This is a genomic window from Salinisphaera sp. T31B1 (genome assembly GCF_040361275.1).
Classification (GTDB): Bacteria; Pseudomonadota; Gammaproteobacteria; order Nevskiales; family Salinisphaeraceae; genus Salinisphaera.
In genome coordinates, this window is sequence record NZ_APNH01000006.1 from 97551 (window position 1) to 110154 (window position 12604).

A 12604-nucleotide genomic window follows, 5' to 3' on the forward strand; every position below is an offset into this window, starting at 1 on the left:
AGCGGCTGATAGGTACGACAGGGGCAGGGCGGCGAAACTACGCTTTATCGGCGTTTATCCCGCCCCGCATTCTGCTCGCGCGCTCCTAAGCTCTAGGTTCTTCTCGTCCTTTTCGGACGACACGCTGCCCGCGTGTAAAGCCGGGTATCGGCAGCTGACCGATTCACAAGCGCAGCATCCCAAGCCTTCCCGTCGGGGACGTATTCCCCCGATGGGGGCGTGCGTCTTCTGTTCGGGTTCAATCTGTTCAGGAGACTGTTATGACTACTCAGCGTTTTTCGGTTCGCCATACCTTCGATATCGACGCCCCGGACGGGATCGAGGTCGCAGGCCTGGCACAAGCCGGCATGTTTACCCCGGCTGTGGATACCAACTACAAGTTCCGCAAGTCGGTGGTATCTGATGTTCTGGCCTGGTTGCAGTTCTCGGATGAGCCGCTCTACATCACGGGCCCCACGGGTTCCGGTAAGTCGAGTCTCGTCTGCCAGGTCGCGGCCCGTTTGAACCTCTCGGTCCAGAGGGTGACGGCGCACTCGCGTCTGGAAGCCCCCGAACTCATTGGGCATCACACCCTCGTCGATGGTGACATGATGTTTGTGGACGGGCCGTTGACCACGGCCATGCGATACGGGCACTTATTCTTGCTCGATGAGATCGATCTGCTCGACCCGGCAACGGCTGCTGGTTTGAACGGGATTCTGGAGGGAGACCCTCTGATGATTCCGGAAAACGGCGGCGAGATAGTCAAGCCGGCCGACGGGTTTCGCTTCGTGGCAACCGGCAATACGGCCGGTGGTGGCGATCGAAATGGCATGTTCCAAGGCACCATGCGCCAGAATATGGCGTTCATGGATCGCTTCTGGATGATGGAAGTGGGTTATCCCGAACAAGCTGATGAGGAGTCGATCCTCGAAACGACAGCACCGGGTTTGCCAGAGGTGGTTCGTGCACCGCTGGTGGAAACTGCTAATACGATCCGTCAGGCCTTCATGGGTGATGGCCGGGGTGATGCGCCGCCGCTCGATGTCACGATGTCCACCCGTACACTCGTACGTTGGGCACAGATGATCACGATGTTTCGTGGTCTGAGTCGTCAGGGTATCAATCCTGTCTCGCATGCACTGGATCGTGCGTTAGCGTACAAGGCTTCGCCCGAGAGCCGTGAAGCGTTGCACGAGATCGTTCAGCGTCACCTCGGTGATGGTGCGCTGTCATGAGCGTTGTGCGAATGATCCTCGAAAAGCCCGACCAGACCGTCTGGGTCTGGGAGGGCGAGGCTGATCGTGCGGGGGGCCGTGTCGTTATTCGACACGGCAACCTCGACGGCAAGCTTCAAAAGGTCGTCGTAGAACAGGGTAGTTTCACGCAGGACGATGCCGAGCTTGAGCTACAGCATCGTGTAGCCCAGAAATGGGCCGAAGGCTACGTGGAAGAAAGAGCTCTGGCCGACCATGTGAACAAGCCGGTTAAGGCTCCCGCCCGTAACGGGGAGTGGCCGGATGTCCACTTGATGCCCTCAATTTCGTTTCGCGATGCGAGCGAGCCGTCATCGACGGCGCAACCGCTCGATCTCGAGCGATCGATTGCTTCGATCGTCACGGGAGAGTTCGGACTGGATATCGCGCCGTTCTGGGGAGCCAGGCCACGAACCCTGTCGAGCGAAATGGACCTGTCCTTGCCCATGCTTATCTACGCCTGTGCGCTTGCGCAGCAAGATCTGGTGACCATGGCGGACGAGCAGGGGAACAGTCTTGACCCCGTAGCGTTCATCGATCGCTACTGGCTCGAAGACGTTGAACCGCGGATCAATACGATTCTGTCCGATCTCGGGCTGGTATCGATGCGCCGCGCCCTCGATCTCGCGTCAAGTGAGTCCGAGGAATGGTTCTTCTGACGCCTAGATAGACACGCCTGCCGTACCAGGTCAGTTCACGACACTGCCGGTACGGCGGCAGTGTCATCACGATCCCGACCGGGGAGTTCCACTCCCCGGCGCGGGGGTTCCCTGGTCAGTTTCGTGCACGGAGGTCATGCCTTGAGCACGCAACAGCTGGCTATGTTTCCCATCAATAAACGGCTCTATCACACGGCGACGCGCTTTGTTCGTCCTGCACGACGCAATGCCGATCGCCAGCGTGATATTCGGGCCTGCATGGAGTTCTTCCCCGAAGGCTCAGGTTGGCGCCAGGCCGTCGAGCTGGCCTGTCAGATCCAACACATCGAGCTCTAGGGAGGGAGCGACAAAAGCGAAGGGGCGCCGGTTAATCCGGCGCCTTTGTCCAATACTCGCGCGCGGGTATTCGACAAGGGTGTCAGTCCCTGCGGGACGAGCAGAAAGTGTCGAAAAGACACGCTTTGCGGCCCGTCACCGACAGCACCAACGCGCAGACTCGAAGGTGTTATCTCGTCCTTTTCGGACGACACGCTACCCGCGTGTAAAGCCGGGTCTCGATAGCTGATCGAGTCATAAAAGCAGCGCCAAAGCTCACCCATAGGGATGTCATCTGTCCCTATGGGACAGCTGCGTCCTCTGGGTGTTTTTCACCCAGGTTTCGCGCCCTGGGTCTTTTTTAGATCCGGGCTGCGCGAGCCCCAGGAGGTAGTAGTTGTGGAAACTCGTGTACTTGAAGAAGTGGTGGTCATTCATCCTGAAATCCACCTGTGGTCGGGCCGCAAGCGTCTGCGTCGTGAGGATCTCAAGAAGATCTCTGGCGATCAGCTGCCGCCGTCCGATCTGGCGTCTCTGGGGTCGAAGCGTATTTGCGATCCCAAGGACGTCTCCGTGTTCGAGAAGATCAAGCGTCGTGTCGAGCGTGACTGTCAGGAAGTGGGGATTCGCTTTCTGGGTGGCTACGCGATTCCCGAGCGTCGCTTCGATGAGCTGATTGGCAAGGTCAAGCAGAACGAGAGTGAGTTCAATGCCGCACGGCAGGACTTTCTCCAGCGCTATGACCAGTCGATCGAAGGCTGGGTGCGATCCCACTCCCAGTGGGCAGAGGTCATCCGGCGTGCTGTAAGCCCGTTGGGTGTCGTCGAGCGGCAACTGCGTTTCGACTTTCAGGTCTTCCGGGTGCAGCCGCTGGCGTCGTATGAAGCCGGACCCGAGGAAACAGGCATGCAGCGCAAGCTGGATAGCCTGCCGGCCAAGCTGTTCCAGGAGGTCGCCACCGAAGCGGGTGTGGCGCTGGAGCAGACGTTCAAAGGGCGTAGCGAGATCACGCGTCGGGCACTGCGCCCGATTCGTCGTATTCGCGACAAGCTCGATGGACTGTCGTTTCTTGATGCTCGGGTTGCCCCGGTCGTCGAATGGATCGACGAGACGCTGGAGAGCGTGCCGAAAACCGGCCCGATCGAAGGCAAGACCCTCAACGACATTCAGGCCACGGTCTACGTGCTGGCCGACTCCGAAAAGCTCAAAGAGCTTGGGGCGTCGCGCTTGGCGCAAACGCCGGTCGATCTGGATGACGAGGATGAGGGCGACGATACCGAGTCCGTTACCGACATGGTGACGAACACGGTTACGCAGGAGCACGACACCGATAGCCAGCCGGCTGAGGTCGAGTCTTCCGACGAGGATGTGGAACAGGTCGAGCCTGAGCCGCAGCCATCCGAACCCGACGCCAATGTGTCGGTGCCGGATACCCACCAGGCCGAAAGCACCAACGTCGTTCCGTTCGTGGAAAGGGAAGTCGAGGACTCCGTAGAGGAGACCGAAGCTGAACCCCAACCCGCAGCGGTGGCTGGCTGGTTCTTCTAAGCCTTATCTCCCGCCGCACGCGGGCTGTGTTCATGCGAATGAACACGCCCCCGTGCGGGGGGCGTGTCTTTGGAGGGTATGTAGATGAGCAATCTCACGAAGTCGCTGCCGATCGTGGCGAAGATTCTGGGTGACAAGTACGGCGTTCGTGTCGCGATTGGCGGAGGCCGGGCGTGTACCGATGGCCAGACGATCTATCTGCCGGCACTGCCGGCCGACGATGAAAAGGCCGCGGTACTGGTTCGTGGTTATATCGACCATGAAGCGGCGCATGTGCGCTTCACTGAAGGCGGTCTTGAGGGGTCACCCCTTGAGCGTTCTTTGCAGAATATCCTCGAGGATATTCGTATCGAGCGTCGTATGGGCAAGCGTTTCCCCGGCTGCGTGAGCAACCTGGATCGCTTGGCTTCGACGCTGGTGGCCGATGGCATGTTCGAACGGCTGCATGACGACGCCCATCCGGGTGCGGTCTTGCAGGGTTATCTGCTACATCGAATGCGCCATGACGTGCTCGAACAGTCTGCGTTGCGTGATCTGGCTGACCATAGCGAATCGTTGTTCCACAAAGTCTTCTCGAAGGGGAAGGCTACGCGGATTTCGGCGATCGCCTGGCAGGCTGAAAACGCGGCTTCGACGGTCGAGGTCAAGGCGCTGGTGGGTCGTATTCTCGAATCCATGCAGGAGCCCGAGGAGGAAGAAGAGCCGGAGTCCGGCGATTCGCAGGATGCCACGCAACAGGCATCGGATACCTCTGAGGGGAAGCAGGATGACAGTCAGCAGTCAGGGCAGAGCGACGACTCGCAATCCGATGACTCGGGGGCGGATCAAAGCGATGCCTCGGGTGAGGACGGCGAGGATGATCAGAGTTCGAGTTCGCAGCAATCGCCGGCCGATGTGTCGGACGACGATCAAGCGGATGAGAGCCCATCGTCGAGTCAGGACAGCCACGGGCACGGTCGCGGACACGGTGGTCAGGACGACATCGAGGAAGCGGTCGAGCGTGCGTTGTCGGCTACAGAGCAAGACCTCATGGATGACGTGGCCAAGCAGGTCGCAGAGATGCTCGAGGAGCATGCGAGCGATTGTCCTTACGAAGCCGCTGTCGAGGTGGCTGAGGAGAGGAACGACCAAATCCGTGCGTTCGGTGTGATCAACGCCAAGGAAGCCCGCAAGGCGACCAACGCGCTGCGGTCACGTCTGGATGGTCTGATTCAGGCGTCAAAGCAACAGCGAAACCCGCCTCGCCGTACTGGGCGGCGGCTGGATTCGCGCTCGCTGGCTCGTCTGAGCTGTGGTGATACGCGGGTGTTCAAGTCTTCGAGTGAGCGCAAGGCCGTCAATACGGCGGTTCATGTGCTGCTCGATCGGTCTGGCTCCATGGGCCATCAGATCGCTACGGCTTGCGCCGCGGTGTATGCCACCGCAGTCGCTTTGGAAGGTATCTCTGGCGTGAATCTGGAAACCGCTGCGTTTCCGGTGAGTCAGGACGGTGTGAAAACGCTCACGCGCTTTGGTGAGCGGATTTGCATTGACGCCTACGAGATGGGCGTCGATGGATCCACGCCGATGGCCCAGGCGCTGTGGCATGTCGCATACAGGCTGGTGGCGCAGAAGCAGCCCCGCAAGATCGCTCTCGTGATCACCGATGGTGACCCGGACGATCGCGCGGCGACTGTGGACGTGATCGCTCGCATGGAAGCCGCTGGCATCGAGACGATCGGGATCGGGATTGGAAGTAACGCCAAAGAACATCTGTTCTCGCGTCACCGCAAGATCCTCTCGGTCGATGAGCTGCCGAACGCGCTATTCGGGTTGCTTGAGCAACCGCTGATGGCGCAGTCGGCTTGAACCAAGCCCCGGAGAAATCCGGGGCTCTTTTCCGAGTGCCGGGCGCCGGCATTGGGACAAGAGGGTGAAAGTAGCCGAAAAGCGCGTCTTTCCAGTCTGGGTACGCGATCGCCGCGTGCCAGACTGACAGTGTTCTCTCATCCCTTTGTGGATGACACGTCGCCGGCGTGTAAAACCCGGTCTCGATAGCTGGTCGAGTCATCAAAAGCAGCATCAAGCCAACCCTGGTCCGGGCGGACACGTATCGCCCCGGCTGGGGTGGCGCGTGGACGCCTTCGACGGGGTTTAACCCGCCCGATTCCAGGGCCTTCCAAAGCGCCCAAATCGGGTGTTTCGGCAGGCCCTGGTTTTGGGGTTTGTACTCGGAGGTGTTCTATGAAACAGAAGCTGGATGTTCGCCACGTTGCGAGCGTTGCTGAAAACAAGTGGGCCGAGATCTTCAATGTCCTGGCCCCTGATTTGGAAGATGCGATCGCGCGTCCCGGCCGTCACGGGCCTTGCCCGTTGCACGGTGGCACGGACGGCTTTCGTTTGTTCCGGGATGTCCACAAGACCGGTGGCGGGATCTGTAATCAGTGTGGGCCGTTTGCTGACGGTTTTGCCTTGATTCAGAGCCTCAATGGATGGCGTTTTCGTGAAACGCTGGAAGCGGTAGCGGCCTGTGTCGGTATCGAACGCAGTGATTCTCGTAATATCCCGCCAGTGCGTCGTCGGCAGTTTCGTGAAATCGAGACGACCCATGACGCAGCTCAGGCTCGCCGCAAACTGCGGCAGGTCTGGGAAGCTAGCGTGTCCTTGCATGACCCGAGCGCCGCGCCTTTGCGGCGTTACCTGTTATCTCGTGGTCAGCTTCAGATGGCACTACCGAATAGCAAGGTGATCCGGTTTCATCCCGCTCTGCCTTACTACGACGAAGACCATGTGTTGCTCGGTCATTTCCCCGCGATGGTTTCGCTTGTGCGTGACCGGACCGGGGAGGCGGGATCGATCCATCGGACCTATCTGACCGAAGACGGGAAGAAAGCCGATGTTCCCAAGGCCAAGAAGCTGATGGTGCCGCACTACGGCCCCGGAACGCTTGGCGGGGGTGCGATTCCTCTCAACGAGCATCATGGGATGCTTGGACTCGCAGAGGGCATCGAAACGGCGTTGTCGGTGACACTGGCCACGGGGATTCCCACCTGGTCGTGTGTTTCGGCAACCATGCTCGAACGATTCGAACCGCCGGAGAACGTGCATACGATCATCGTATGGGCGGACAAGGATCTCTCAGGCGCCGGACAGAAGGCAGCTGCTGGACTCAAGCTCCGTATGTGGGAGCTGGGCAAGACCTGCTGCATCATGTCACCGCCGGGCGAGGTTCCCGAAGGTTCCAAATCGATCGACTGGAATGATGTGCTGCTACGCAATGGTGTCTCGGGTTTCCCGCGTCGCCGCGAGCGAGCTGCATGATCCTGACCCCTGGGCGCTTACGCGTCTGGGGGTTTTTTTATGCGTGGCGTTCCTGGGCCAGCTGCGTTGCTGTCGAAGCTGAATCGTTTCGGCTTAGTCAGTTGCAGAATTCTTTGGTGCTTTTAATTTGGTTCGAATAAGGCCGATAGCTGGCCTTGTCACATGCACCCACGCCACAGGACGATCCACGATGAGTAATTCCGAAGCCCAGCGCCCCACCTACCGCACGCTCTATGTCCCCACGCAAATGGGACAATTACACTCATCCAAGAAAGTCAGAAAGCAGGTTGGCGTTCACAAGGTCACGCGAACAGAAGGGGTGTTCAAAAAGAAGGAAGTGGAAGTCGAGGAGCCGATCTTCGAGGATCGATTGGAATATACGCCCACGGGTGAGCTATCAGATACGTTCATCGATCAGCCAGTCTTTATTGGCACGATCGAGGACGCCTGCAACTCCATGGCTGAGGCTGGATACGAAGTGATTTCGATCATGCCGATCATCCGCGGTGCTTATAGCTGGAGAGAGAGGGGTGTCTCTTCCGTCTTGGCGGGTCTGGCTGGGGGATATGGCTACGGCTATAGCTACACCGATGGCGCTGTAATCACCGCCCGGCTGCTTAAATAGGGCCTTTCTGCATTCACCGTTAGTTGCTACGCACTGTGCCTGTGATTTTTGCGACCCCAAATCAATCGATATGAACTGGCCACTGTAAAGACCGCGCCGGCACCCGCCGCCGGCGCGATGGATGTGCCGAAAACGACCATCGCTATGGTCAGGCCGCCGCCCAACATGCCGTTGAAGATCAGAGTGTGCATGCGTGGCTATTCACTTCGGATAGACGCAATCGCCGGCGATGGCATCCGGCACCCCATGTTCGAGGCCATTGTTACGAACGAACGCCCAGTCAGCCTCGGTCATGCCGACGCCGGCATCACAGTAGCGGCGCCAGGCGAGAGCGATACTCTCGTGCGGGACAGTCGTTGACGGCATCTGCGTGGTGTTGTGCTCGTTGAGCTGGGCGACAAGCCGGTCATAAGGGGGGTCACTTGCCGCCAAGTCGCCTGCTGCGAGCAGATCGTCGCTGTTTCGCCACAGCACGTCCTCGATAGCACGCACGCGATAGGCTGCGCCCCCGAGATCACCACCAATCGAGGCCGCAGTCAGACGCACGGGTTGGCGCATGGAGTTGAGCGGCGGCGGTGCCACATATCCAACAGGGGCCGGCGCCGGCTCGGGTGCAGTGGCACAGCCGACCATCAGGCCGAGGTAAGCGAGGGAGGGCAGTAGCCGGGTCATGGCAGAACGCTCTAGGTAATAGGACACGAACGAAAGATAGCTTTCGTATCGGCGCGCTCGGGGCCGCAAGACGTCGAAAATCGGCGTTTATCCCGCGCACAGCGTTTCTGCCGGTCGCCACAATCACCGCCATGTTGAAGCGCACATTTGATTGGATCATGGGCAAACCCGCGATCCCCGAAGAAGAGATCCCGCACTACCCGCCGTTCGCGAAGGGTTTGCCGGCCGTGCGTGCGTCAAAGCTGCTCGATAAGCATGGCGAATTGCTCGAACAGCTGCATGAAGCGGTCATGTTCAAAAAGAGCGTGTTCGATGAGCTGGTGATGCCTGTCATCGAGCGTTACGCCGCCTTTGTGCATCTGTTGCCGGCTTCCGAGGCCCATCATCATCGCGGTGCGGGCGGACTCCTACACCATGGCCTAGAGGTCGCCTTTCTAGCCACTCGGGCATCCGAGGATGTTTTGTTCGCCGCACGCGAAGTGCCCCAGCGGCGTCTCGAGCTGGAGCCGCGCTGGCGCCTTGCGGTCTGCATGGCCGGCCTGATCCACGACATCGGCAAGCCGGCCAGTGACGTGTCGGTAACCGACAGCACTGGCGAGCATCACTGGGATTGCTACTCGCAGTCCATCGACGCCTGGGCGACCGAGAAAAAGATCGATCGGTACTTCCTTCATTGGCAACCGAATCGTCACGGCGACCATGAAATGATGAGTACGCTCGTCTTGGATCGTGTTCTGACTACAGAGGTCAGGACGTACTTGGGCAGCATGGGTTCGGATGTTGTCAAAGCCATGATGCGGGCTGTTCTGCACATGGAAACAGACCCAGGCCATATTGGGCGACTGATTCGCCATGCGGACAGCGCATCGGTCGAGCGCGACATGCGCCGGTTTCAGAACCCGATCGACGTATCGCTGGGTGTTCCTGTTGAGCGTTATTTGGTCGACTCAATGCGTCGCCTGGTCAAGAGCGGGCGGTGGCGCATCAATGAGAAGGGCGCGCGCCTTTGGCTTCTTGATGGCGACCTTTATGTTGTCTGGCACGCAGCAGCGGAGGAAATAGGCAGCATCCTTCGTGACGATCGCATTCCGGGTGTGCCGCGCGATCCAGACTCGATGGCCGACGTACTCATCGATCGTGCCTTGGCCGTTCCGCGTGAAACCGAAAGGGTCACATATCGATTCTGGCCGATGCGGCCCGATCTGTTCGGCGACAACGATCCACATCGGCTGATGATGCTACGTCTGAGCAGTCCAGAGTTGCTCCTCGATACGCCGCCGCCCTCGATCAGTGCGCAGATCGTTCCGACGCGAGCGGACAAGAAACCCGCTGCCGCTCAAGCCGAGGCCGTAGAAGCACCCAGTGAAACCGACAAGGCTGAACGCTCGAAGAAGCCCAAAGCGGAGAAGAAACGTCATTCACAGCCCACGCTGGAGACGGTTGAGTCACCGCTAACTAATGAGAACGAAGTCCCCGTGGCGACATCGGAATCCAGCGAACCCGTCGATGAGTCGCTGGCGATGTATGACGAGTGGGCGTCACAGCAGCAGGCACTGGATAACGACGGTTCCGAAACGGTCGGCGTTGAAGATCAAACCGTGTCAGCGCGTCCGAGCGAGCCCGTAGCTGCGCCCGAGCCAACGCCTTCTAAACCCAAGCCAGTGCAATTCGATGCCGGCTATGCCGAGGGCTTGTTGCGCGCGATTTACAGGCATGGTGACTGGACCGATCATCTGTTCATGCACAACGGCCATGTCGTGATTGCCTACCCGGAGGGTGCGGCGCTGGCTGCGATACCCGCTGAGGTTCAGCGCCTGCTTGGTGACGAAGGACTCGTGGTGCCTGATCCCATGAGTTCGCTGGTCATCGTGCGAATCTTCAATGGCCGCAAGGGCATCATGCTCGACAAGCATCGGTCCCAGCTTTTCCTCGAATCGGGGCAGGCGCCGGCAAATTCCTCGCCTGAGAACCCCGTTGTCGCCGATTCCGTCACGGCGGAGCCAGAAGATGAGCCGTCTGCGGCCGATAAGGGCTCGGCGCCTGAGCGATCAACCACGACGAGCACAAGCAAACCCAGCTCCCGCCCGAATGGCAAACGACGCAAGCGCAAAAAACGCAGCAGCAACGCTGAAAATGACGCGAAAGTCGTCTCGACCCCAACCACGGGAAGTCAACCAGACGAGTCACTCTCGGACGAGCTGGTGACTTGCACCGAGGAATTCATCGCCGCAGCTCGCACGCCTGATCACCCCATCAACCGTTCAGGTCAGGAAGACGACGGCTGGATTCATGTGCCGCAGTACTGCATCGGCAGGGCTGTCTCTGAAAAATCCTACGAAGGTGTCACTACGGCCGATCTACGGAATGCCCTCATGAATCACCCGGACATACGTGTAATCGGTAGTTCGAGAATCGCTGTACGGATAGCATCGAATGGCTAAAGACCTATACGCCTACCAGGCATTTCTGCGACCCAACTTCGAGAGCTGGGCAGCGAGTGTGTGGCTGCTCAGTGGGGTTACGGGGCTTCTGTTCGCCAGCGTCACCGAGCTGCCGCCGACTCCTCTCTGGGTGATCGCCGCCATCGCATTGGTGATGGCGATATCTCGCGGGCGTGTGGCGATGCGCAATCGCCGAGTCCAGAAACGACTGGGCGGAAGCGCGATCGAGTTCGTGACGCATAAGGACATTCGTAAACAGGTGGCCAAGAACCCTGATCAGGTCTGGCTGGGCGAAGGCTTCGAATGGGGCAATGCGCATATCCAGCGCGCCCAGGAAATTCTCAATCAGGACTCGCGGCGTTATCTGCCCAAGGCGACGCTCGAGACCGGTGGCGCGCAGTGGCTACACGGCCTGGAACATGAAAAGGCCCCGGTGCGCATCAGCTTGGACACACTCAAGGGGCACACCCTGATCGCCGGCACCACGCGCGCGGGCAAGAGTGTCATGTTCCGACTGCTGATAAGCCAGTGCATCGGACGAAACGAGCCGGTCATCATCATTGATCCGAAAGGCGACCCGGACATGCTGGCCGAGACGCGACGAGCCTGCGCGTTTCACGGGCGGAGCTTCAAATATCTTCATCCGGCATTCCCCCAGGAGTCCGTGCGAATCAACCTGCTGCGCAACTTCTCGCGTGGCACCGATCTGGCCGGGCGCATTGCATCGATCATCCCGACCGAATCAGGCGCCGACCCGTTCGTTGCGTTCGGCCACATGGCGTTGAACAACGTCGTCCAGGGCCTGTTGCTCATCGACAAGCGCCCCACGCTTGTTTCCATCCGTCAGCAGCTGGAGCAAGGCCCGGACGAGCTAGTGATCCAGGCCGTCGGTTCTTGGGCAACCCAGGTCAAGCCAGAGTGGGTTTCCAAGGCAGCGCCCTTTTTGCAGAAGGCCAACACAAGCGAGAAGAAAGCGCACGCCATGGTGAAGTTCTATCGCGAACAGATCCGTGCCGATCATCCGAATCAGGATCTCGAAGGTCTGATCTCGATGCAGGAGCACAACCGCGAGCACTTCCAGAAGATGATCGCGAGCCTGTTGCCGGTACTGGCGATGCTGACTTCGAGTGAGCTTGGGCCGTTGTTCTCCCCGCGACCGGGCGAGAGCGAAGACGCGCGCTCGATCGTGAACCTGACCCAGATCATTGAAGGCCGTAGCGTGCTCTATGTCGGCCTCAATTCGATGAGTGACGCGCAAGTCGGTGGCGCGATCGGTGCGCTCATCATGGCCGACCTCGCTGCTGTCGGTTCACAACGCTACAGCTACGGCATGGGCGAGATGGTCAACATCTTCGTCGACGAGGCTTCAGAAGCGGCCAACGTGCCATTTACCCAGGTACTCAACAAAGGCGGCGGCGCGAAGCTGCGCATGTTCGTGGCCACCCAGACGATTGCTGACTTCGCATCGAAGCTCGGCAGCCAGGACAAGGCCTTGCAGCTACTCGGCAATCTCAACAACGTCATCTCGTTGCGCGTGCTCGATGAAGCCACGCGTGACTACGTGACCAATAACCTGCCCACCACGCGCTACAAGTACGTGATGCGTACACAGGCCACCAGCAATGACGGCAGCGAGCCGCTCATGTCGTCGGGCAACCAGGGCGAACGTCTCATGGAGGAAGAGACCGACCTGTTTCCCTCGCAGCTGCTGACGATGCTGCCGAATCTCGAATACCTCGCCCGGTTGGCAGACGGGCGAATCATCAAGGGGCGAATTCCCATTCTCATGGACGAACAGGACAAGTAATC

11 protein-coding genes are annotated in these 12604 nt (G+C 59.5%); 9 read left to right on the top strand and 2 right to left on the bottom strand.

Features of this window, described 5'->3' with window-relative positions; translation table 11 throughout:
• The first annotated feature begins 260 nt into the window (after window positions 1-260).
• From T31B1_RS19285 to T31B1_RS19315, 7 genes are all read left to right on the top strand, one after another.
• Window positions 261-1217, top strand: a complete 957-nt coding sequence (locus tag T31B1_RS19285) for an AAA family ATPase (RefSeq protein ID WP_353251160.1) — start codon at window positions 261-263, stop codon at window positions 1215-1217.
• Window positions 1214-1894 carry a hypothetical protein gene (locus T31B1_RS19290; protein ID WP_353251161.1) on the top strand — a complete coding sequence of 227 codons (681 nt, stop codon included), beginning with the start codon at window positions 1214-1216 and terminating at the stop codon, window positions 1892-1894. The genes T31B1_RS19285 and T31B1_RS19290 overlap by 4 nt, the downstream gene beginning before the upstream one ends.
• A gap of 141 nt (window positions 1895-2035) precedes the next feature.
• Window positions 2036-2230 carry a hypothetical protein gene (locus T31B1_RS19295; RefSeq protein ID WP_353251162.1) on the top strand — a complete coding sequence of 65 codons (195 nt, stop codon included), beginning with the start codon at window positions 2036-2038 and terminating at the stop codon, window positions 2228-2230.
• Window positions 2231-2512: 282 nt separating this feature from the next.
• Window positions 2513-3757 carry a DUF3150 domain-containing protein gene (locus T31B1_RS19300; RefSeq protein ID WP_353251163.1) on the top strand — a complete coding sequence of 415 codons (1245 nt, stop codon included), beginning with the start codon at window positions 2513-2515 and terminating at the stop codon, window positions 3755-3757.
• Between the two features lie 84 nt (window positions 3758-3841).
• On the top strand, window positions 3842-5605 hold the full coding sequence (locus tag T31B1_RS19305; RefSeq protein ID WP_353251164.1) for a cobaltochelatase CobT-related protein: 1764 nt from the start codon (window positions 3842-3844) through the stop codon (window positions 5603-5605).
• Between the two features lie 375 nt (window positions 5606-5980).
• Window positions 5981-7057, top strand: coding sequence for a DUF7146 domain-containing protein (locus tag T31B1_RS19310; RefSeq protein ID WP_353251165.1), 1077 nt, complete (start codon window positions 5981-5983; stop codon window positions 7055-7057).
• 190 nt (window positions 7058-7247) lie between these two features.
• A complete protein-coding gene (locus T31B1_RS19315) occupies window positions 7248-7682 on the top strand; it encodes a hypothetical protein (RefSeq protein WP_353251166.1) in 435 nt (144 codons plus the stop codon).
• A 26-nt stretch (window positions 7683-7708) separates the two neighbouring features.
• On the opposite strand, the gene T31B1_RS19320 is transcribed toward T31B1_RS19315, so the two are convergent.
• A complete protein-coding gene (locus T31B1_RS19320) occupies window positions 7709-7873 on the bottom strand; it encodes a hypothetical protein (protein ID WP_353251167.1) in 165 nt (54 codons plus the stop codon).
• A 10-nt stretch (window positions 7874-7883) separates the two neighbouring features.
• Window positions 7884-8354, bottom strand: coding sequence for a hypothetical protein (locus T31B1_RS19325; RefSeq protein ID WP_353251168.1), 471 nt, complete (start codon window positions 8352-8354; stop codon window positions 7884-7886).
• A gap of 131 nt (window positions 8355-8485) precedes the next feature.
• Here T31B1_RS19325 and mobH point away from each other — a divergent pair, with 131 nt between their 5' ends.
• Window positions 8486-10795, top strand: coding sequence for a MobH family relaxase (mobH, locus tag T31B1_RS19330; protein WP_353251169.1), 2310 nt, complete (start codon window positions 8486-8488; stop codon window positions 10793-10795).
• Window positions 10788-12602: a conjugative transfer system coupling protein TraD gene (gene traD / locus T31B1_RS19335; RefSeq protein ID WP_353251170.1), complete on the top strand. Its 1815-nt coding sequence runs from the start codon at window positions 10788-10790 to the stop codon at window positions 12600-12602. The genes mobH and traD overlap by 8 nt, the downstream gene beginning before the upstream one ends.
• The last annotated feature ends 2 nt before the right edge of the window (window positions 12603-12604 follow it).